The following is a 24476-nucleotide window of genomic DNA, read 5'->3' as shown; positions in this document are numbered from 1 at the left end:
GCCATTCCTAACAGCTGTGCTTTTTCTATTACACTATTCCTCAGAAACATCAAGAAGATAGATGCCTTTTTCGAACCCTCCGCGCTCTGTTTCTTTTTGTTTCCGAATGCGTTCGATGTCTTGGAACGTTGCCCCTTCTGCACTTGCTAATGCAATGATAACTTCTAATGCATCAGCAAGTGAATCAAGCGCATGTTCCCGCTCTTTCATCGAAGCAAATTCACGAAGTTCTTCCGTTCCGATTTTCGCTAATGCTTGTATGTAGGCTTGCCCTGTTAATGTTTGTGCTGTATACGTTTTTCCAGACATTAAAATCCTTTCTGGAACACGGTCTCTTACTAACTTATTATATGTTGCCATCGTCTCTTTGCCTTCCTCTCATTCCTTACAATCTTTTGAACTCTGCACTATACAACATCCAAACTTTCTTTACATAAACGCATCCGAAAGCTTCCTCTTCTTCCTTTTTCTTTGAAGAAAATACATGATAAGAATCATATTCATCTTTCTCTTCCCCGTATAGAACACGCAATGACTCAGGAATCGCCTCTTCATAAAGATTCGCTCTCTTTTGAACGTCTCCTTGCACAGCAATCTTTGGATGTCCAGATAAGAACATTGTCGTTCGGATTGTTACGTTTGGTGTGCTATGCAATATAACATACATAATGATGAAAAGTGTAATCACCATCATACTTTTTCTTTTGTTTTTCATCTATTTCTCCTAAAAAAAAGTGCTAACACAATTATACTAAAATGTGCTAGCACTTTCTTCCTTTTTATTCTCCTTTAAAGATTGGGGAACGCTTTTCTAAAAACGCAGCAATTCCCTCTTTATGATCAGCTGTTTTTCTCATTGCATATTGTCCACGCTTTTCAAGCGCTAGCGTTTGTTCCAGACTTGAGCGATTGAATTCACATAAAATTTGTTTCGTTTGAATCATTGCTTGAATTGGTTTTTGCAACCACTCATTGATTTTTTGTTTTACAGCCCCTTGGAAGTTTTCCCCGATTACTTCATCAATTAAACCGAGATCTAACGCTTCCGTTGCTGATAGTTTTTTCCCTTCCCAAATGATTTGCTTGGCCACATTTTCACCAAGTCGTTTTTGTAAGAAGAAATGCCCTCCGCCATCTGGAATTAGCGCAATTCCAATGAAATTCATCGCAATAATAGAGGAAATATCTGCTAGCACATAATCCGCTGTTAACGCAATGCTTAGTCCAAGGCCTGCCGTTGGACCATGAATTGCGCTAATCACAAGCTTCGGCATTGTATATAACGTAACAACAATTTCCGAAATTGTATTCATAATGTCATCAAATTTACTTTCATCGTTACTAGAAAGCATGGATTTAATATCCCCACCTGCGGAAAAACCGCGGCCATTTCCGCATAATACGACAATGTGAGCGGAACTTTCTGCCACTTCTTTCAATTTTTTTCGTAATTCTCTTAAGGTAGGCTCATCTAACGCATTTAATACTTCCGGACGATTGACCATCACTGTTGCAACACGTCCTTCATATTTCACAACAACAGACTCTGCTTTGCTTTTTACTTCCATTATATATCCCTCTCTCTTGTCCAATGATTATACTTCTATACTTATAGAAAAGAGCTACAAAACCCTTCTTTTTTCCTAATTTTCTGTCTAATATAGACAAATTTTGTATATTTTCTTGTATAAAACGAATGATCGCGAAGAAAAATAATGGAGTTCAAAGAGATTCCTCACCTCTTCTCTTCTATTTACCATTAGAATGAAATAGTGTATTCTTAAGTTTGATGTACCAAAATCATATCGAAATTCATTCGCCTTACAAGAGATGAAAGGCTTTTATGAGCAGCGGAAACTCACGCTGCAATAAAGGAATGAAGAAATGGAGGAAAACATGGTTAACAAGTTGAAACAAACGGATAACTACTTCCCACATTTCCTGTTACTATTCATTGTGTTTCAACCCATTTTAGATTTACTAACATCTTTTTCAATCTACATATTACACATGAGTGCGACAGTCGGAGTTGTAGTCCGTTTTGCCTTTATGCTTCTTGCACTAGGGTATCTTCTTTTCCACATAAAGAAGCCTGGCAATATAAAGTATATTGTTTATTTGATCTTACTTGGAATTGTTTTGGCAATTAGCCTAATCAACAATATGATCGTAAAATCACCTGTTTCACTTAGCGAAGAAGTGAAGTTCATTTTAAAGAGTGTATATCCATTTGTATTATTGTTTGGATATATTATCGTCTTTAAGGAATTAAAGGATCGAGCAGATACATACAACAAACTGATTACCTATTTCTTATATACAACAATTATTTTAAGTGTTGTCATGATTGTATCGATGGCAACGGGAACGGATTTCCCGAGCTATCCGCATTCAAAGATTGGCTCAAGAGGATGGTTCTTTGCCGGAAATGACTTAAGTGCTATTTTCGCAATTATGTTCCCAATCGTTGTCCTTTACTCGATACATAAAACGACTTCATTCTCAAAAATATACTACTGGATTCCAACACTGTTAGCCATGTATGCAAGCATTATGGTTGGAACAAAAGTTGGTTATGGCGCAATTGTTGTTACATTAGGCGTAGCCCTTTTCTTTTCATTCATTGAATATATGATGAATCGGAAAAAGGAAGGGAAAGGATTCCCTCAGCTCGTAAATACAATTGTTGCGCTCGTTGTACTAGCGGGATTAGGTGTGCTTACGCCGCTAACTCCAATCGCCAAAAATATGGGCATACATTTGCAAATATATGAATACAAAAAAGCAGTACGAGAAGAACAGGAAAGAAAAGAAGGAAAAGTAGTAAAAGAAGACCCGGCCGAAGCGAAAAAACATGCGCAAGGTGAACTGACAGATTCTGAAGTAAAGAGCTTAATCTATAGCGACCGAGATAAATTCTTAAAGGTATACCAAGGATATTATAAAGAGGCACCCTTGTCACAGAAACTATTTGGTATGGGGTACGCTGGAAATTATACAAAAAAAATTAAGTTAATCGAGATGGATTTCCACGATCTATTCTTTGCTTTCGGAATCGTTGGCTTTCTCATTTACTTCATACCGCTTCTATACTTTGGAATCCGATTACTAATCCGTTTCCTTGGAAACTTCAAACAAATGCTGACTGTAAAATATATGCTGCTTGCTAGCACCATTCTCTTATCGCTTGGCATCGGCTTTATGTCCGGTCACGTATTAACTGCACCATCTGTTAGCATTTTCTTTGTAGTCATTCTTGCATACTTAATTGTTGATTTACGAGCGGAATAACATATAAAGGGAATGAACATCTGTTTCTATACTTGATGTCCATTCCCTTTATTCATGATACAATCCCTGCCCAATTGATGAAAGTTCATAATCAGTAGCTACTGATTGAAAATTCCCTTTATCTAATGGATGCAAAAAGCGATATAATAAGGTATATACTCTTTCAAATAAGAGTAAAAAAACAATACGGTTTCATCTATAAATGTATTACATAAAAAGTGAGGAGAATAGCTTGGTATTTAGTAGTACTGTTTTCTTATTTATCTTTTTACCCTTAGTATTATTTTTCTATTTTATTGTGCGGGCTGAATTACGGAACTTCGTATTACTAGCATTTAGTTTAATCTTTTATGCATGGGGAGAACCGCGCTTTGTTTTCTTAATGCTCTTCTCCATTCTATTAAACTACTGCTTCGGTTTACTCGTACATCGCTATGAACAGCATAAAAATATGAAAATCACCTTTTTAATTATGGCGATCATCGGAAATATTTTACTTCTTGCTTATTTTAAGTATATTTCCTTCTTTACTGACATTTTTAATCAAGCATTGAACCTATCGATTCATATCGACCCTGTTCCATTACCAATTGGAATCTCATTCTATACGTTCCAAGCAATGTCTTATGTCATTGATATATACCGTAAAGATGGAAAGGTTCAAAAAAATCCGCTCGATTTAGCATTGTATATCTCGATTTTCCCGCAGCTCATTGCTGGGCCAATCGTTCGGTACAATATCGTTGCGGAACAAATTAAAACGCGCATTCATTCTTTTGAAAAATTTACAGAAGGCATTCAAATCTTCATCCTTGGACTGGCAAAGAAAATTTTAATCGCCAATCAAGTTGGATTTGTTGCTGATCAAATTTTTGCCCTTCCTCCTTCAGAAATGAGTGTCGGCACAGCATGGATTGGCATTATTGCCTATACACTGCAAATTTATTTCGATTTTAGCGGATACTCTGATATGGCAATTGGACTTGGGAAAATGTTCGGATTTGATTTCCCTCGCAACTTCCATTATCCATACATTTCAAAATCCATTTCGGAATTTTGGAGAAGATGGCATATTACACTCGGTTCTTGGTTTCGCGATTATGTATATATCCCGCTCGGAGGAAATCGCGTCTCTAAACTAGCCAATTACCGAAATGTATGTATCGTTTGGGGACTCACTGGTTTATGGCATGGCGCAAGTTGGACGTTCCTTGCTTGGGGATTATATTACGGATTGATCATTTCGATTGAAAAAGCAGGCCTTGAAAAACTGTTACAAAAACTATGGAAACCGCTGCAACATATGTATGTATTATTACTTGTTATGATCGGATGGGTCTTTTTCCGTGCTGACAATTTTGCGTACTCATTCCAATACTTACAATCGATGCTCGGTCTTCATCATCCGCTAACAGATGATAATACGATGCTGTACTTACATGAATATGGCCTTGTCTTTCTCATTGCCTTCCTTGCAGCAACACCAATTTTAACACGCATTCAAAATGTACTCGAACTTGCGCCAAAGACGTATGCATTTTCTATGCAAATTGCACGTCCCATTGTATTACTCACATTATTTATGATTTCGATTATGTATCTCGTTAATTCGACATATAATCCATTTATTTATTTTAGGTTCTAACTTATAAAGGAAGGAAAAGTCATTATGAAAAAATTGGGGAACTTTGTTCTTTGCATCGGTTTTCTCACCATTATCCTTTCATTTGGAATTATATCGTTTCTGAAAACAGATCGTGCGATTTCACCTGTTGAAAATCGCCAACTTGCTCAAAAACCTGCTCTGACAAAAGAATCGATTGTGTCGGGCAATTTCTTTAAAGATTTCGAAGCATATACAAACGATCAATTAGTTGGCCGAGATGAGCTCATAAAAACCTATACACTTGCCCAAATCAAAATGGACAAGTCTCTCATTAACGATATCATTCTTACCGATGATAAATGGCTCTTAAAAAATCCGGCATGGACAACAAAATATAAAGAAATTGACGAGTCAATGCCAAGGATTCAAGAATTGTCTCAGTTTCTAAAAGAACAAAACATTGAGTTTTACTTTGCACTGCCGCCGTCTAAAACGAACGCATTATCATTTAAATTACCTTCTCACATTCAAACATATGCGAAGGAAAATTTACAATACTTTTTGAATCACCTTCCAGCGGATGTAAAACCAATTAAAATAATGGAATATTTCCAGAAGCAGTATACACAAAAAGAAATACAAGATATGTATTTTAAAACAGATCATCACTGGAATATGGATGGTGCATTTCTAGGCTACCAATATATTATGAATACGATAAAGCAAGAATCTTCTATATATATATGGAAAGAAGTGAAACGAGAAGATTACACGCGAGTATGTGCAAACAACAAACGTCTCGTTGGTAGCTTTAATAACCAATTGTATCAGCTCATCGATGCAACAGGAGAAAAACTATGCTATTACACACCAAAAGATGGCTTCCACTTCACAAGTGTTACGATCAAAGATGCAAATGGCACAATCTATCATTCACTAGATGAACTATATGGCACAGAAAAACAGAAGGACACAACATCATATGCAGGGTATTACACAAACGATTATCCGGAAATTATCTTTGAAAATCATGATGCACCAAACAATACCCGCATTTTAATTTTAAAAGACTCATTTGCAAATGCGATCATACCGCACTTCGCTCAAAACTTTAAACATACATCGATACTAGACTTACGTCACTATCACGAAAAAGATGTCTACCAATATATAAAAGATAACAATATTAACATGGTCTTATTCGTATATAGCGACTCCAATTTAAGTGGTGAAATGTATAAGTTTAAATCGTAAAAAAATGGAGCAGCCCCTTCTATTTTAAGAAGGGGCTGCTCCATTTTTTTCAATTATAGATTTGGATTGTTTAGAACATTTACTGTTACAGATTTAGAACCATACTCAGTTGTTGGGTTATCTTTATCTTTTAATACTTTGAATACAAGTGTACCTTTATCTGTAGCTGTTGTTGTTAAAGTATTGTAAATATCTGTACTAAAGTTAGTAAATTTAGAATCGCTTGTTGCTGAAACAGTTACATAACCAAGTGGTACATCAAAGCCGTCAAAACGAGAGTTTCCATTTCTATCAAGATACACTTTACCTTGGTTATCTCCAGATTTGACAACGCGTACTTTATGTTGTGTTTCTTTTGTTAAATTAACACCTGATAAAATATCATCAGAATTACTTGGAACAACATCTAATACAGTACCGATATTAATTTTCTTATTCACAAAGTTTTCTGTTTGTACAGGTTTGAAGTTAACAGAATCAATACTAATTACTTCTTGAACTACTTCAATTGTTGCTTTACCAGCAGTTGCACCATTTTTCGTCAATAAAATATCCGCTTTACCAGGTGCTTTACCTGTTACAACAATTTTATTACCAACAATCTTAGCATCAAATACATTCGTATTTTTCGATTCTACTGCATATCCATCTAAATTTTCCGCATCAGAATACACATGTTCTGAAGTGTATCTAGATAACTGATATTCTACTGTATTTGAAACATTTAAATCAAGCGTTGTATTTGGTGATTCGCCATATTGACCAACTTTTGAAACAAGCTCTAAGTTTCTGAAAGCGAGGTTACCTTCTGTTACATTTACAAATAATGAACCTAATGTATCACGGTTACCATTTTGGAAATGAATTGTTCCTTTCCCAACATTTTTTCCGGTAATATTTAGAACTTTTTTACCAATTGATCCAGAATCAGTTGTGGCAAATTCTACATCTTTCGCTACTACAACACCAGTTTGCGGAATAAACGGTTTAACTTCCCCAAGTTCTGCACCATATGGATCTCCATATTGGTCAGTTGTTACAACAGTCACTGGCAATGTTTTACCTTGAACAACTTGTAATTGATCTGGGTTTGCTTTCACAGTCTTAAGCTTACGTGAATCAGTAGATACCGTAAAATCAATTGTTTTTGTTGTATCGCCTACTTTAATAGTAAGTGTTGCCTTGCCGCTTGCCTCTGCTGTAATATGGTTATTTACAACAGATAAAACACCAGGATTGGAAGATGTTACACTAACAGAAAGTGGATCTACTACTTTATCTTCACCAGCAATTGTAGCAACAACATTGTGAAGAGCAGCTTTTTCACCAACGACTAACGTTTTACTATTTAATGCAAAGTCGCTCCCTGTAAGTGTACCACCGTAAACAACACCATTTTGGTCTTTATCTACTGCAACTACAACATTTTTAATCGCTGAAGCTTGTGCATCAAGGTTTTTCACTTTGATTTTCCCAGTATTAGATACTGTTAAGCCGCCTTTTTTCGTAACTTGTACTTCTACCTTATACTCACCTTTTGGAATACCAACACCAAGTTTACCTGTAGTTGAAGTAGCAGAGCCACCTTCAAAGATGTTCGCTGGCGTACCATCTGTTTTATTTGCTACAAATTTCACTTCATGGCCAGATAAATTTAAATACTCAACATCTGCGTTACTTTTTTCATCATTTAACTTGAAAGCGATTGATTGACCAGCACGATCATCATCAAATATTAGCTCTTCTACAGATAATTTCGTAACCTCATATACAAATTTCACTTTGAATGTTTGATCTTTTACTTTCACAGTAAGTTCTTTATTTGGCGCTACTTTTCCACCAAGCGTTACCGTTGCTGATGTACCAGTTTCATTTGCCTGAATTCCAGTCGCTTTGTCACCTTCAAGAGTCACATCATCAGCTGAAAGATTATTTAAACCTGTACCTGTTAATGTCAATTTTGTAGGTTCAGAAACTTTAACTTCTGTGACGTTTGCAATGCTATTATCTGGTTTTGCATATTTCTGATCTGCTTGTGCAATAAAATGAACTGCTTCTGCACGTGTTACCGATTTATATGGTTCCCAGCCATTACCAGTCCCTTTTGACAAACCTAAGTGAATTAGGATATTTGCATATTCTTCACCCCAATGATTTCTTAAGTCGTCAAACTTCGTTACTAATGGTCCATTTACTTTATCTTTTAAGCCGTAAGCTTTTACAACCATAGACGCCATAGATGCACGGTCAATTTTACTGTTTGGATAGAAGTTTTCCTTTCCATCCCCTTGAATCACACCAGCTTTTTCAGCAGCTGCAATATATTTTGCTGCCCAACTATCTTTCGCATCTTTAAAAGATGGTTTTGCATTTTCATCGATTGGTAAATTTAATAGTAAGGCAAAAACTTTTGCTGCCGATGCACGGTCCACATTTTGCGTAAGACCAAATGTACCATCTGGTAATCCATTAACTGCACCTTTATCTACTAAATACTCGATAGACTCAGCAGCCCAATGATCTGCTGGAACATCTGGGAACGTTTTCTCTGCCGCTGCAACTGGTGATACAACACTAGCTACCATTGCAGCTGTCATTGTACCTGCGATTAACTTTTTGTAAGAATTATTCTTTTCCATCCCGTCTATTTCCCCCTTTGAGATTATCCTACTAGTTTCATCGTATGTAATTTGAAAACTAGCTATCTACAATCTATTAAACAACATAATTCCAAACAAAATGATGAGTATTCTCTTGTACAATGATTGATTCAATAAATTGCCATATTACTTAACTAAAACGAAGTGGAAAATTTAGCTCCTTTTACCATTTTGTTGAAACATGTTTATAGTACTACACTTATATATTTTTTTTCAATGATTTTTCTCAAAAGAAAGTTCGACACATTCTGATTTTTCTATTAATTATTGATATTATTTTATAATAAATTTTACCTTTCTTTATTTTAATATATAGCTTAAAAATCCAATTCTCATTCTAATCGTATATTTTCTTGAAATTGCAAGAAAAAAATATGCGATTTGTTTCATGAAAATTATTTCAAAAAAATCGATATTCATACTTTATATTCCACAACACTTTTTTATCGACATTTTCTATTTTATTTCAATTTTATTCGATAAAAATCGCTTTAAAGTTTACAAAATCTTAACACAAAAAATAACACTTATTCTCATATATGATGAACGACAATTTTCTTCACTTATTTTCTGAAATATACATGAATACACGTGTACCGACAAAGAAAAAAGAGCTTGTCTTCTCGACAAACTCTTTTTCTATTTACTAGAAAGAAACTCTAATTCTATTATTTAATTACCTTTGCAACATTAAATTTCTCAAATGTAGCTGCTTTATTGCCAACTAGATCTAATACTTCATAATGGTCCGTTGGTTTAATTGTAATTGCTTTTGCTAATTGATCACTATTTAATTCGTCTGTTAAAGTAAGCTTAATTTGATTATTCTTTTCTCCCATTGCTTCTGTTACTTTTGCTGCATCAATTTGCACACCTTCAATGAATACTGCATAATCAGCTACTGGGTTTTTCTCTACAACAGATGCTGGAAGTAAATTTTCACTGAATGTTAATACAATTTCTTGTCCGTTCACTAATTCTACTTTTTGCATAACTGGAGCAATATTTTCATCTAATTGTACAGATTTTGTTACTTTATCTACATCAACACCTGCCGCTGATTTAATTCCTGACACCGTTAATTGGTAGTCTCCTGTCGCTTTCACAGATCCTTCTTTTAGCGTTAACTCAACAGCCGCAGCTTTTTCTTCATTTGATTTTAATACTGCTTTCTCAACTGCAGCACCTTCTAATTTATAGTTTTCAGCTTTGATTGCTGTTGCCCCGTCTACTTTACCATTGAATGTTACAGTAATGACGTTTTTATTTTCACTTACACTCGTTGTAAGTTTTGTTGGTGCTACCTCATCACCAGCACGTACAAATTCAATGCTTTTTTCTGGGCTTTGGTTTTTCGCTTGTGATTGATCCGTTACAAATCCTTTTGGTAATGTAATCGTCCAATTTCCTTTTGACGCTTCTGTTACAGGAATCTTCACAACTTTGTTATCTTTACTATCAACAACTGGTGTCGCCATGAAAGAACCATCAGCTGTTACGTAATCTTTCATAAAAGTTCCATGGAAACGCTGTGCCTCACGATTACTTACTGTTACTGGTTCAGAGTATGTTACAACTAGAACTTCTTTTCCATGTTCTGTAACAATTTTATTATTTACTACAGTTGGCGCTACTTTATCCGTTGATACAACAAATTGTTTTGAGTAGCTTTTCCCTGTATTTCCAACTAAATCAGTTAAGCTAGTAATATCAAGTTTGTTCACACCATCTTTAAAGTTTGCTGTATATGTATACACAAGCCCTTCTGCATCTGGTGTTCCCGTTACTGTATTTCCATTAATTTTCACAGTAGCCGCTTTAATTTTTTCAGAGTATGTTACTTTTATTTGCGTATCTGAAATAACTTGAACTCCTTTGACTTCAGGAGCAACTTTATCTTCTTTCTTTTCTACCGTTACTTGAGCTGGATTTGGTGTAATGAAGTTGCCTGTAAAGTCTTTCGTACCAACAAGTGTAACTTTTACAGGAACTGTGCCCTCACCTGTTACTTTTGATAAGTCTATTGTAGCGAAATCGTTACCTGCTTTAAATTTCACATCTTCACTTGTTACATTTTGATTGTCAGTTGTTACTGTTCCAAGTTCTTTTAAGGGCTCAGAGAATTTAATTTTTGCTGTATTGTTATCTGTATAGTCTACACCTGATACAACTGGACGTGTTGTATCATTTGATGTAAAGAAACTAGCATGTGAAGTTACTTCTTTTCCATCAATTGTTTTCACACCGATAATTGTTGTCGCATATTTACCAACAAAAATTTCATTTTCTCCCGCAGTAACTGTTAATATTTTACCATCTTCGCTTAATTGCGCTTTCGCCTTATCTAAATTAATTGCTTTTGCATCGCCAATCGCACTAAATACAACTGTATCTTTTAATGTTTCATTTTCTTTTGCCACTGTTTGAACATCAACTGACTGTGTAAATTTCACTTCTACTTGTTTCGCATTTAATACATTTACAGCTTCTACTTTTGCTTCTTTTTCTTGTTTTTTACCATATTTCATATCTGTTACCGCAATAAATTTCGCAGCTTCTGCACGCGTTACATCTTTATCAGGAGCCCAGCCATTATCAGTTCCGTTAGAAATTTCTAACGCAACTAAAATGTTAGCGTAGTGTGCACCCCAATGATCTTCTAAATCATGGAATTTCGTTTCTGGATTTGCAACTTTCCCCTCTAACTTATAAGCTTTTACAAGCATAGATGCCATAGCAGCACGCGTGATTTTGTCATTTGGTTTGAATAAGCCGCTACCGTCACCAACGATTACGCCTGCTTTTTCAACTGCAGCGATGTATGGAGTTGCCCAGTTGTCTTGTGCATCTTTGAAAGATGGTTTTGCTTCTTTATCAATTTCTAACCCTAAACTAATTGCCATAATTTTTGCAGCTGAAGCACGGTCAATATTTTCAGTTGGAGCGAAAGTTCCATCTGGTTTACCGTTGATCGCACCTTTTTCTACTAAGTAGTTAACAGAGTTTGCAGCCCATGACGGTACATCTGGGAATGTTTTTCCTGCCGCCGCTACTGGTGTTACAACACCTGCTACCATTGCTGTTGCCATTGTACCGGCAACTACTTTATTATATGATTTATTTTTTGTCATTGCACTTTCTCCTTAATATATCAATATACAAAAATATAAAACTAGATTAAAAAAACCTGTGAAGCTATGCTTCACAGGTCCGTTATGAAAAAATTACTTCACATTAACGCTTACAGATGTAGACTTAATGATTTTGTTATTGTTATCTAATACTTTGAAGATAACTGTTCCTTTTGATTTCTCAGCAGTAGTAGCACCATCAAAGATTGTAGCACCAAATGTTAGATTCTCTGAATCAGATGTTACAGCGCCTTCGATTGAACCAAGTACAACTTCTTTTTCATCTTTATGACCATTTCCATCTTTATCGATATATACTACACCACTATTTTCAACACGAATTGGATGTGCATTTGGTTTAGAAAGCGTAATACCTTTTACAATACGATCTTTATTGTCAGCTACATCTGTCATATCAAATACTTCTGTTGCTGAGATAGTTTTACCGATGTAGTTAATTGTTGGAACTGATTTAAATTTAACATCCGTAATTTTTACTTCTTCTTTAACAACTGTAATTTTTACTTTTGTTACAAATTTACCAGCTTGATCGTATACTGCTACATCTGTAGAACCAGCTTTTTTAGCAGTAATTACAAGGTTGTCTGCATTAATTGCTTGAGATTGTTCACCTTCTGCATTAGCACCAATTGTTACAACGTCTGCATTATACTTCACTGTGTATCCGTTTAAAGATTCAGTGCCATTAGATACATTTTCAGTTGTGTATTTTTTTAATTGATAAATTACTTTGTTATCGTTGTTAATATCTAATGTTGCATCAGCTGATTGTGTATCATCATTTTCATCTTTAACGATTTCTAATTTCTTAGAACCAACGTTATTCACTTCTGTTACGTTTACGTTAAATGAACCTAATACATTTTTCTTCTTATCTTTAATGTAAACAGTTCCATTACCAACTTCTGCGCCAGTTACAGTAACTGTTGCCTTACCTTCTTGGTCTGTAGTTGCTGTTGCAGCACCAGTTACTTGTTTTGGAAGATTTACATTAAATGTTTTGCCGTTTGCTAAATCACCGTATTGGTCATATGCAGTTACTTCTACAGTTTCTGTATTACCTTTAATTACTTTTACTGAGTTTTTAGCTGTTGTTACTTTTGCTACTTTACGCGCATCATTTTTTACAGTAAATGTTACGTTTTTCTTAACATCTCCGTAAGTAAGTGTAACCGTTGCTGTACCTGGCGTATTAGCTGTTAATTCACCATTTTTAACAGAAATTACAGCTGGGTTTGAAGATTCAACTTTTACTTTATCAGGAGTTGCAGTTGCGTCTTTATCCCCAATTGTAAGTTTTTCACCAGCAGATGTTACTTCTAATTTATTGAAGAAAGCTTTTTCTCCAACTACAAGTGTTGTGCTGTTTTGTTTACCAGCAATAGCTGGGTTTGTTAATTCGTAAGAGTTAATTGCTGTTGTAACAGCTTCTAAGTTTCTTACTTTTAATGTTCCAAGTTCAGAAGTAACAACTGTTGAACCTTTTGTTACTGTAACTTGTACTTTAAGGTTTTTGTCATTAAATGCATCTAAATTAGCTTTTAATTCACCAGTTGTTGTATCTTCAAATACTTCAGCTTTGTTGTTATCAGCATCTAATGCTAAGAACTCAACTGTGTATCCAGCAGCTTTTAAAGCATCTAAATCAGCAGCTGCACCATTCACGTTAATTGTTACTTTTTGACCTTTTGTGTCATTATCAACAGTAGTGTTATTTACAGCTACAGTTTCTACTTTATAAGCATATGCGAATTTAAATTCTTTTGTTTCACCTTTAATGTTTGCTTTTAAAGTGTACTCTTTGTTAGGAGCTAATTTACCTTCTAAAGTAACTTTCGCAGTTTTACCACTAATAGATGGAGTGATTGAAGCTACTTTGTTACCTTCTACAGAAAGTTCTTCAGCTTTTAAAGTTTGTAGGCCTTCACCTTTAAGCTCTAAAGTAGTTGTAGAAGTTGCAGTTACAGATGCGATTTTTGCTTCTTTTGCTGGAGCATGTTTTGCATCAGTTTTAGCAATAAATTGAGCTGCTTCTGCACGAGTTACAGCTTTATCAGGAGCCCAACCATTGTCAGTTCCGTTAGAAATTCCTAATGCTACTAGTACGTTAGCATATTTTGCACCCCAATGATCTTTAAGGTCAGCAAATTTTGTTTCTGCGTTAGGAGCTTCTAATTCGTAAGCTTTTACAAGCATAGATGCCATAGAAGCACGCGTGATTTGGTCATTTGGATTGAATAAGCCGCTACCGTCACCAACGATTACGCCTGCTTTTTCAACTGCAGCGATATATGGAGCTGCCCAGCTGTCTTGTGCATCTTTGAAAGATGGTTTTGCTTCTTTATCAATTTCTAAACCTAAAGTAACTGCCATGATTTTTGCAGCTGAAGCACGATCAATATTTTCAGTTGGAGCGAAAGTTCCATCTGGTTTACCGTTAATTGCACCTTTTTCTACTAAGTAGTTAACAGAGTCAGCAGCCCATGCCGGTACGTCTGGGAATGTTTTTCCTGCTGCTGCAGCTGGAGTTACTACACCTGCTACCATTGCAGCTGTCATTGTTCCAGCAACGATTTTTTTGTAAGAGTTATTCTTTGCCATTTTTATGTATTTCCTCCTTTAGGAATATAATACCAATTTCATATTTTACGAAATTGGTAGAAATCATTGTGGTAAAAAAATCTTAATAAGGAAAATAAGAACTGAATTACCAAAATATGACCCACATACATAATACACCATTTCTGGACTTTTTTAAACATTTTTCAACATTAAAATACGACAAAAAATGGTGTTACTAGTTAATCATATTTATTTATCTCCTTATTTAGAAGATATATCAAGAACTGCATTTAAAATTCCATTCAAATATTCCAAATATATCTATATGGCATTATAACAAAGATATGTTACGGATTGCAACATTTAATTATAAAGATATTATGACATTGTTCGACAAAAATTACAGATACTTTTCGACATGTTTCGTGTTTTGTTCAAAAAAAAACAAAAAAGCAGGTAACTTTTTTGTTTTTTCACTTTTATTTCCAATTATTCTTTCACGTAAATGAACCTTTAATCAGTGATTATTTTCTGTACCTCTACTGATTAACACCCTTGTATTCCGACTCTAAAACAACAAGATAAACAATCCCGTAGCCCTTTCTTCCTATCTACAAATAGCAAAAAGAGGGTCTCCTCTAAAAGCTCGATTGTCTCTCGCTTTTAAGACCCTCTCTTTTTTTTAAATCTTGAATAATGTATTTTGATGCCTTTGAGATTTGTAGACGTAATTCGCTTACTCGCTGTACCAATCCATACTGTACATTTTCTTTTTGCTGTAGCTGTTTTGTTGCCATGTTGTATAGTGTTTCAGCAGTCCAATCTCCATCTACATTTCCAATAATAGGCTGATTTACTTGTTGTAAAAAGGAATCGATTTTCGGATCGTATGAAATGCCAATCATTGGCGTATTTGCAACAGCAGATAAGATCAGGGCATGAAGACGCATCCCAATTAAAAGCGAACACTCTGATAAAATAGATATTTTCTCATAAATATCCATTTGATAGGGAAGCATATGAGCTTCCTCCCCCATTAAATTAATAATATCTCTCGATGCGCTTTGATCAAAAGGGCCATGCATAGGTACAAAAAGAATATGATATCCTTCTCTCTTTAGCTTCTTTAATGTTTCTGCTAACTTTCTCATATAATCTTCTTTTGCATTCCAATATCGTACACTAACAGCCACGACTTTTCCTTGTACAGACTGTTTTTGTAACCAATTCGATTTCCCTTCAGGCTGACATGCTAATACTGGATCTGGGACAAGCTCAATGTCTTTTTTGACACCAATTTCTTTTAAATATAAAAAAGAATCTTCATCACGAACTGATACATATTCTGCCTTCGACACATGCCACTTGACTAACAAACGATTCTGTCTCTTTGTAATGGGGCCAATTCCTTGTGCGTAAATATAATACGGTTTCTTCAAAAAGCGCGCTAAACGCATAATGCCAGTATAATATAAGATGCTTTTCACGCTTGTCTTATCTTGTAGCAAGCTACCTCCGCCACTAATTAATCCATCACTTTTTTTTATCTCTCGATAAATGGCTTTTATATCCCATCTATTTACTGCTTCTACACCGTACATTTTTCTCGTATAATCAGGGTCATTTGAAAGTACAACAAGTTCAAGAGTTGGCTCCTCTTCATACAACGCTTTAATAATTGACTGCAAAATCGCTTCGTCCCCCACATTATAAAAACCATAATATCCCGATAAAACTAACCGCACTCTTAATCTCCTCCAACATTCCGCAATCAACTCTTTTTATACTTGAACAAATTGCCATCAACTCCTCATCTAAAAAGGTTTGATAACGTAAGACTATATACTTAAACACTCATGGATGTTCTGTAACAAAACAAACCATCTAATTCCAAATTATTAACATTTCACATCAGATATCAAAAAATTAGACAATCCCGTACTATATTCACTTACGTAAAAATGAAATTTGTTCTCTTTTCATCCATCCTAATTTCAAAGCACAGATTATATATAAAAATGAAACAATACCAAGTACTAGAAAACTAAATAGTAATGCAAGGAATCGTGAATTTGTTACATTAACGATATTCGTTAGCTCATACACCCCTGCTCCAAATATACAAGATATCATTATAACAGATAAAAAACGTATTATTGAAATAGAATATGCAAGGTATTTTCGAATATAAAAATAATTTATAACACAGATTGTCATATATGTGATAAACGTACTATATGCCGCTCCATCTATTCCAAATTTATTCACAAGCACCATGTTAAAAAATACTTTCAAACAACTTACACTAATCACAATCCATGCAGCTTGCATCGATCGATTAATTCCTTGCAAAATCCCTATTGATAATACCATAAATGATGAGAAATACGAACTTCCAATCATTACAGCTAACATGCTGCTTCCTTTCGCATCTGTAAATAATCCAATATTCAAAGGAACTGTTAAGGCAATCAACCATATTGTAAGTGGCATGGTTATCATATGTGCTAATTGATTGGTGCGCTGCACAGTCATCTTTGCTAACTGTATATCTTTTTTTGTTAACGCTGATGTTAATAACGGAATGAGTGGAAATACAATTGCACTGGAAAAAACAGCAATTAACTGCATAAATGCAAACCCACGACTATATATACCAAACTGTTCTTGAATGGTTGCTGACGACTCGTGTAATACGTTTGGAATGGTTACCGAATCAATCAAATTTAAAAGAGGCATAGATAATGCACCGACTGCAATTGGAATCGATACACGTAATATCCTTTTTCCATCCCTCTTGAAATCTTGAAATGCGTATATTTTACTTTTATAGCGATATGGACTTTTTATATAAATCCATCTCAAATAAAACAGTGAACAAAGAACACCAAGAAACGACCCAATCATGGCTCCGCCAGTTACAACACTACTACTTTTGTTTAAGATAACCAATATATAGGCAATGATTAGCATAAAAAAGACGCGAACAAATTGTTCAATTACTTGCGATGAACCCGTTGGTACCATATCACCAAACCCTTGAAAGTAACCACGGTATACCGCCATATATGGTGCAATCAAAAGCGCAAATGATGTAATCATTAACGGAAGTCTAGTCTCTTGTCCTCCAAGCATATCGGCAATCTCACGAGACCATATCATAATCACACTAAATCCCAATGTTCCACATATCATGCCTATGATCGAAGCGGAAGTAAATAATTTTGCTATCCCTTCTTGATCATTCTTTTCATGCAGCTCTGCAACCAATTTAGATATTGCTAAAGGAACTCCCGCTACCGATAATGTTAAAGCAATCATATATACTGGAAAAATAAGGCGAAAAATTCCTAAAACCTCATCTCCCGCAATATTTTGTAACGGTATTTGAAAGAAGCTTCCTAATATCTTCGATAAAAAGGTTGTGATGGTTAAAATCGCTGCTCCCTTTACAAACTTTTTATTCATTTTCCGTCTCTTTTCTTTCTATATATTCCAAATCTATATGGCTTCATCATAAAGTATACAAAATCACTACATGCTCTTCTTATAGAATAGGAAGACAACAGTGTCCTATTTATAAAGAGCACTACTAAGCAAAAATTTTTGTACTCTGTTCTAACGAGAAACAAAAACCCCTTTATTTACAGTAGGTTCACTTTATCTCATTAAGTTATCATATCAAATTTCTTATAGGTTGAATACTTTTTTTCTATTTAAAAAATAGAAACGACAAGAAAATAATTCCTAACATAATTAACGATTGTCCTATATATTCCCCTCACCTACTACTACTACTTTTCCTTATTCAACATGTGCTATAATGAAGCTATTGTTTAGTAAGAGGAGTGTACAAAAGATGCTAAAGTCAGTAAAAAAGTTATTGGGCGATTCACAACATCGGAAAATAAGAAAATATGAACAATTTGTGAATGAAATTAATACATTAGAACCACAAATCGAAGCATTATCAGATGAAGAATTGCGCCATAAGACGTTTTTATTTAAAGAAATGCTACAAAGTGGAAAAACAGTTGATGATTTAAAAATTGAAGCATTTGCTGTTGTTCGTGAAGCCGCAAAGCGTGTACTAGGGCTACGTCACTATGATGTACAATTAATGGCGGGACTTGTTCTATTAGAAGGAAATATTGCTGAAATGCCAACAGGTGAAGGGAAAACATTAGTATCCTCCTTACCAACATACGTTCGTGCTTTAGAAGGGAAAGGCGTTCATGTTATTACTGTCAACGATTATTTAGCAAAACGTGATAAAGAATTAATCGGGCAAGTTCATGAATTTCTTGGTTTAACTGTAGGCTTAAATATTCCCCAAATCCAACCAGATGAGAAAAAACAAGCCTATGAAGCAGATATTACATACGGAATCGGAACGGAATTTGGATTTGACTATCTTCGTGATAATATGGAAACTTCAGCATTGCATCAAGTACAACGCCCGTACCATTTTGCAATTATTGATGAAATCGATAGCGTCTTAATTGATGAAGCTAAAACACCACTTATTATCGCTGGAAAAAAATCAAGCAGTTCTGAATTACACTATTTATGTGCGAAGGTAATTCAAACATTTAAAGACACTTTACATTATACATACGATGCAGAAACAAAATCTTCTAGTTTCACAGAAGAAGGGATTTCGAAAATAGAAGATTTATTTGATATTGATAACTTATATGATCTTGAACACCAAACATTATACCACTATATGATTCAAGCACTACGTGCGCATGTAACCTTCCAACGAGATGTTGACTACATTGTCCATGATGATAAGATTATGCTCGTTGATATTTTTACTGGGCGCGTGATGGATGGACGCTCTTTAAGCGACGGATTACATCAAGCGATTGAAGCAAAAGAAGGCTTACAAATTACGGAGGAAAATCAAACCCAAGCATCGATTACAATTCAAAACTTCTTCCGTATGTATCCTACATTATCTGGAATGACTGGTACAGCGAAAACAGAAGAAAAAGAATTCAACCGTGTGTATAATATGGAAGTAATCCCGATTCCAACGAACCGTCCCGTCATTCGTGAAGATAAAAAAGATGTCGTATACATAACTGCAGATGCTAAATATAAGGCTGTACGTGAAGAAGTCATCAAACGTCATCAAACGGGACAACCTATTTTAATTGGGACAATGTCCATTTTGCAGTCAGAAACGGTTGCGCGCTATTTAGATGAAGCTAATTTACCATATCAGTTATTAAATGCTAAAAGCGCTGAGCAAGAAGCGAACTTAATTGCAACAGCCGGTCAAAAAGGACAAATTACAATTGCGACAAATATGGCTGGACGCGGGACCGATATTTTGCTAGGTGAAGGTGTTCATGAGCTTGGTGGATTACATGTAATCGGTACAGAGCGTCATGAATCTCGCCGCGTTGATAATCAATTAAAGGGGCGCGCTGGTCGACAAGGTGACCCTGGAAGTTCTCAGTTCTTCCTTTCATTAGAAGATGATTTAATCCAACGTTTCGCACAAGAAGACGCAGAAAAGCTAAAAAAATCATTAAAAACTGACGATACAGGCCTTATTCTTTCACCGAAAGTTCATGATTTTATCAATCGTACACAACTCGTTTGTGAAGGTAGTCATTTCTCTATTCGTGAATACAACTTAAAATTAGACGATGTAATCAATGAACAACGAAATGTGATTTATAAACTACGCAACCACTTCTTAAACGAAGAAACAAATATGATTGAAATGGCAAAACCGATGATTGAGCATACGGTCGATGCTGTTGCAAAGAGATATCTTCTAGAAGGTATGGTTCCAGAAGAATGGGATTTTGATTCTTTAATAGAAGAATTACATTTAATTATGCCTACAATAGAGTTGCCAATTTTATCAGCAAATACAGTGAACTCCATTGAAGAGCTACATCGCCTATTGGCTGATCCGTTAGCAAAGCATCTTCATAAAGTGCAAGAATTAGAGGATCATTCCGAACTGCAACAAGCGCTACGTCAAGTTGGACTGCACTTCCTTGATAAAAACTGGATGAATCATTTAGAAGCAATGACTCATTTAAAAGAAGGAATTGGTCTAAGACAATATCAACAAGAAGATCCGACACGAATCTATCAAAAAGAAGGTCTTGATATTTTCTTATACACGTACAGTAATTTCGAAAAAGAGATGTGTTTATATATCGCACGACATGTAACCGTTTCTCAAAACGCATAGTGAGGTGAATTTTCATGTTATCATTCTTAAAAAGAGCAAAGAAAAAAGGAAAAGATACAACAGTTTCTAGTAATGAGTTATTAGGACAAGAAGAAGCAAGCTCCCCAAGTAAAAATGTAAAACCTACATTATACTTTCATCCTGCATGGGGAGAAGTTGCACAAGAACAACAGTATATTTATCGATTCTTACATAAAGAGTTGCCACAGTTACAGGAAAATCAACTTTCTCTATCAGGGATTGAGGTTGAAAAACAAGATAACGGGTACAACGTAATTGCCTTTATTCGTAGCAATGTATCAAAGCCTATTCAATTTGATACATTCACGTTACTTCTATCCAACAAAGAAGGAGAGGTATGCGCACGCAAAACATTTGATTTTTCAACATTAGGCGAAATCCCTGCAAATGTAAATATGCCGTGGGTATTTACATTTGAGCAAGAAACACTAACAAGTGCCTCTCTATCCGAAACAGATTGGGAATTGGCATTTGAATTAAAAGGTGAGCATCGCTTAGATTTGGATCCAACATGGGAAACGCAATTACCAGCAGAAAACAAAGAAGCCCTTCAAAAGTTAGTAGAAGATTTAACACCACCTAACGAAGGTGAACTGAACTTTTTAGGAATTCAGGCACAGCAAATGGACACTGGGGATCTTCATACAACGATTCTAATCCGGAATGGACTGAAACAAACGATTCAACTTGAACAACTTCCACTCAATATTATTGATGCTTCACAAGAAGTTATTGCGACTGGTACCTTTACATTGCCTAATCTTAAAATACAGGCGAATACAACTAAACCATGGTCATTCACTTTCCCTGCTTCACTTGTAACAAAAAAAAGTGTGGATCTATCTACTTGGAAAGTAATCGTACCACAAGAGTAAGACAATACGGATATATGAAAAGAGCCTATCTAGCAATCTCCAGATAGGCTCTTTTTCTATGTAAAATCTATTTTGTTACGAGTAAACGGTCAATATGGTATTGTGCTTCTAATCTACACATTTCATCCACATGTTTTACATTATGTCTCTTTAATTGTTCTTTCTGTTCTTCCGTCGGCTCTTCATTAATTAGCTCATTTATTTTCTCGTTTACTCTCATTGCTAATGCTTGATGGAAATCTGGATGTTCTTTTAGTTCACGATCTACTTTATGAAGCCAAGTCGACCTTGTGTATAAGTATTGTTTCCACTGCTCAACAAACTGTTGCATATCAAATTTTTCTGCATTCCACTCAATGTCTTTCATATACTGTTCAAAAGAAGCAACAATTGAGCGCGTAATCCCAATTTTTACACCATGTGGTAACTGTTTGTACATCAAATTTTCCCTCCAGCTTAAAGCTCCTCCAAATAAAAGGAAGATTAAATTCGTATATTCTTAATGATAGCATATTGCTAATACAAGATGTTACTATACTGCCTAAAAAATTAAATGTCAACTTTAACATAAAATACTAATATATCAATATTAAAACCTTCTAAACATAGATACATCTAAACACTGTATGGAGAAAGATAAAAAAATAACTTTTACCACTACATATAATAATCTCTTCCATCTTTAGAAAAAGAACGCGCTATGCTATAATGAACAAATTAAATCTTATACTATATACTTTGGAGGCTTTATGCTAACTTTTGAAGAGAAATTATCAATTATCGAGTCCTTCCCGCAACTAGAAAGAAAAAATGTATCGTTAAAGCGCGTTAACTTTCACTTTGAAGAAAGTCGTTTAGACAAAAAGAATGTTGTCTATCATTTACACCCAAATGGAAATGGTTTCGTATATGCAAGTGGAATTAGTGGTTATAAAACAGATGATAAAGGCATGGTAAATATCCGCGATTTTTCAGTAGATGAACTGCGAACACTCATTCAAAAAGCAATTGAGCGGCTGTCACATACCCCAGAAGAAATCGTGGTACAAGCTGCACCGGTAAAAGAAGAGGAGTGGCAGAATGAAGACGGTCATACGCTTACACTCATTCATGAAGACGATATGTGGAACGTATACGCCGGCTTAAACTTAGATGGTACATTTAACTCCTATCCAGAAGCAGCGGAATATCTAGATGAAGAAGGCTTTTCACGTAAATAAGAACGAAACAGGAGCCCTTTGACTCCTGTTTTTCTTCTATTTCTTCGCACCTTTTAACGATTCGCGAAGTATAAATTTTTGAAGCTTTCCGCTTGCATTTCGCGGAAGTTCATCGACAAATATATAATGACGTGGACGCTTATAATCAGCCAATTGGTCGCTTTCTTTACAAAATCTCTCTAAGTCAGCTGCTGTTACATACTCATCTTTTTTCACAATCACTGCAACAACACGTTCCCCCCACAATTCATCTGGTTCACCAAGAACAGCAACATCCAATACACCTGGATGACTATGAAGGAAATCTTCAATTTCACGCGGATAAATATTCACTCCGCCACTAATCACCATATCATCTACACGATCAGCCACATATAAATAACCATCTCTATCTAAATATCCTAAATCACCTGAATGGTACCAACCCTTGTACAACACTTTTGCTGTTGCCTCATCATGATTATGATAGCCCGCCATCATACATGGCCCACGCAAAATAATCTCCCCTACTTCATAAGGAGGTAGTACATCATCTGGTTCAGATGGTCCCTCCTCATTTGGCTTCACAATGCGAATTTCATGGCTAAAGCAAAGCGTCCCCGCCGAACCAGCTTTCGTAATTTGATCTTCTTCTACTAGAAAAGCAACGACTGGGCCCATTTCTGTCATACCATAAATTTGGACAAGATCAATAAAAAGACGCTCCTTGCATTCTTTCACAAGTGCCGGTGCCATTGCCGCTCCGCCATATATTCCAATCTTCATCGATTGTAATTCATACTGTGACAAATCCTCTTGCAACATCATATTCCACATCGTTGGCGCCGCAAAGAATGTTGTAATTTTTTCCGTTTCTATTGTATGTAATACTGTCTTTGTATCGAAGTGGTGTAAAATAACATTTTTTCCACCGACTTGAATACGCGGCAAAATGCCAGCATTTAATTCTCCGCAGTGATAAAGTGGCGCTACCGCAAGCCCGATACTGTCTCTGTTATACTTTAAGAAATATGTACAAATCATACTATGCTCTGCAATTTCACGGTGACGGTGTAACACGCCTTTTGGATGACCTGTTGTACCACTTGTATATAGCATAGAACAAAAGTCTGTTTCTTCTACTACTATATCAATTTCTGTCGATCGTGCAGCCTGTACTTTTTCATGATACGACTCAGCATAATTCGGTTTGTCATCTTCTATATACCAAAAAGAACTGTTTGGGAAATCTTTTTCAATAGCGGCAACTGTTTGTTCAACAGCTTTTTCAAATACAACAACTTTTGAGGATGCATCTTGAAGAATATAAGCGACTTCTTTTGCTTTTAAGCGGAAATTAATTGGATTGAAGATTGCGCCGATTTTAGAACAAGCTAGATAAACGTTTACGAACTCATGACAATTATATAAATAAACCGATACAGTATCCCCCTTTTTCACCCCTTCAGCTAATAAAGCATGCGCCGTTTTATTTACTTGTTCATCCCACTCTTTATATGTCCAGCGGATATTTCTTGTCGGTTCCACTAACGCTTCTTTATTTGGATACTTGCCAACTGTTAAATCAAAAATTCTCCCAATCGTCATATACATGCCAAAATATGCCCCCTTT

Annotated in this window: 16 protein-coding genes; 6 read left to right on the top strand and 10 right to left on the bottom strand. The window is 35.4% G+C overall.

Annotated elements, in window-relative coordinates:
- Window positions 1-33: 33 nt before the first annotated feature.
- The 3 genes from MR058_RS00695 to MR058_RS00685 all read right to left on the bottom strand — a co-directional run bounded on the left by MR058_RS00695 (window position 34) and on the right by MR058_RS00685 (window position 1568).
- Window positions 34-360: a nucleoside triphosphate pyrophosphohydrolase gene (locus MR058_RS00695; RefSeq protein ID WP_242141945.1), complete on the bottom strand. Its 327-nt coding sequence runs from the start codon at window positions 358-360 to the stop codon at window positions 34-36.
- 25 nt (window positions 361-385) lie between these two features.
- The gene (locus tag MR058_RS00690; protein ID WP_242141943.1) at window positions 386-715 is read right to left on the bottom strand and encodes a hypothetical protein; all 330 of its coding nucleotides are present in this window, start codon (window positions 713-715) and stop codon (window positions 386-388) included.
- Window positions 716-779: 64 nt separating this feature from the next.
- On the bottom strand, window positions 780-1568 hold the full coding sequence (locus MR058_RS00685) for an enoyl-CoA hydratase (protein WP_242141941.1): 789 nt from the start codon (window positions 1566-1568) through the stop codon (window positions 780-782).
- 328 nt (window positions 1569-1896) lie between these two features.
- Between MR058_RS00685 and MR058_RS00680 the strand changes: the two genes are divergently transcribed.
- The 3 genes from MR058_RS00680 (at window position 1897) to patB1 (ending at window position 6151) form a co-directional block, all read left to right on the top strand.
- Window positions 1897-3291 (top strand): O-antigen ligase family protein, encoded by a 1395-nt coding sequence (locus MR058_RS00680; protein ID WP_242141939.1) that lies wholly within the window; start codon window positions 1897-1899, stop codon window positions 3289-3291.
- 232 nt (window positions 3292-3523) lie between these two features.
- Window positions 3524-4936 carry an MBOAT family O-acyltransferase gene (locus tag MR058_RS00675; protein ID WP_242141937.1) on the top strand — a complete coding sequence of 471 codons (1413 nt, stop codon included), beginning with the start codon at window positions 3524-3526 and terminating at the stop codon, window positions 4934-4936.
- 24 nt (window positions 4937-4960) lie between these two features.
- On the top strand, window positions 4961-6151 hold the full coding sequence (gene patB1 / locus MR058_RS00670; protein WP_242141936.1) for a secondary cell wall polysaccharide O-acetyltransferase PatB1: 1191 nt from the start codon (window positions 4961-4963) through the stop codon (window positions 6149-6151).
- 53 nt (window positions 6152-6204) lie between these two features.
- On the opposite strand, the gene MR058_RS00665 is transcribed toward patB1, so the two are convergent.
- The 5 genes from MR058_RS00665 to MR058_RS00645 form a co-directional block, all read right to left on the bottom strand.
- Window positions 6205-8790 carry an S-layer homology domain-containing protein gene (locus MR058_RS00665; protein WP_242141934.1) on the bottom strand — a complete coding sequence of 862 codons (2586 nt, stop codon included), beginning with the start codon at window positions 8788-8790 and terminating at the stop codon, window positions 6205-6207.
- A gap of 689 nt (window positions 8791-9479) precedes the next feature.
- Window positions 9480-11942, bottom strand: coding sequence for an S-layer homology domain-containing protein (locus tag MR058_RS23230; protein WP_277926658.1), 2463 nt, complete (start codon window positions 11940-11942; stop codon window positions 9480-9482).
- A gap of 93 nt (window positions 11943-12035) precedes the next feature.
- Window positions 12036-14564, bottom strand: coding sequence for an S-layer homology domain-containing protein (locus tag MR058_RS00655; protein ID WP_242141932.1), 2529 nt, complete (start codon window positions 14562-14564; stop codon window positions 12036-12038).
- A 599-nt stretch (window positions 14565-15163) separates the two neighbouring features.
- On the bottom strand, window positions 15164-16270 hold the full coding sequence (gene csaB, locus MR058_RS00650; protein ID WP_242141930.1) for a polysaccharide pyruvyl transferase CsaB: 1107 nt from the start codon (window positions 16268-16270) through the stop codon (window positions 15164-15166).
- A 202-nt stretch (window positions 16271-16472) separates the two neighbouring features.
- On the bottom strand, window positions 16473-17993 hold the full coding sequence (locus MR058_RS00645; protein WP_242141928.1) for a putative polysaccharide biosynthesis protein: 1521 nt from the start codon (window positions 17991-17993) through the stop codon (window positions 16473-16475).
- Between the two features lie 391 nt (window positions 17994-18384).
- On the opposite strand from MR058_RS00645, the gene secA2 reads away from it, so the two are divergent.
- A complete protein-coding gene (gene secA2 / locus MR058_RS00640) occupies window positions 18385-20748 on the top strand; it encodes an accessory Sec system translocase SecA2 (RefSeq protein ID WP_242141925.1) in 2364 nt (787 codons plus the stop codon).
- A gap of 14 nt (window positions 20749-20762) precedes the next feature.
- A complete protein-coding gene (locus MR058_RS00635; RefSeq protein ID WP_242141923.1) occupies window positions 20763-21644 on the top strand; it encodes an accessory Sec system S-layer assembly protein in 882 nt (293 codons plus the stop codon).
- Between the two features lie 67 nt (window positions 21645-21711).
- Here MR058_RS00635 and MR058_RS00630 read toward each other — a convergent pair whose 3' ends face one another.
- Window positions 21712-22083, bottom strand: a complete 372-nt coding sequence (locus tag MR058_RS00630; RefSeq protein ID WP_242141921.1) for a hypothetical protein — start codon at window positions 22081-22083, stop codon at window positions 21712-21714.
- Between the two features lie 310 nt (window positions 22084-22393).
- On the opposite strand from MR058_RS00630, the gene MR058_RS00625 reads away from it, so the two are divergent.
- Entirely contained in the window at window positions 22394-22864 is a 471-nt protein-coding gene (locus MR058_RS00625; RefSeq protein WP_242141919.1) for a hypothetical protein, read from the top strand.
- Window positions 22865-22900: 36 nt separating this feature from the next.
- Here the strand turns inward: MR058_RS00625 and MR058_RS00620 are convergent, their stop codons facing one another.
- On the bottom strand, window positions 22901-24457 hold the full coding sequence (locus MR058_RS00620) for a fatty acid--CoA ligase (RefSeq protein WP_242141917.1): 1557 nt from the start codon (window positions 24455-24457) through the stop codon (window positions 22901-22903).
- Window positions 24458-24476 lie beyond the last annotated feature (19 nt).

Source organism: Bacillus cereus group sp. BfR-BA-01430, assembly GCF_022663115.1.
Lineage (GTDB): Bacteria > Bacillota > Bacilli > Bacillales > Bacillaceae_G > Bacillus_A > Bacillus_A cereus_BD.
This window is presented reverse-complemented; position numbering and strand designations above follow the sequence as displayed.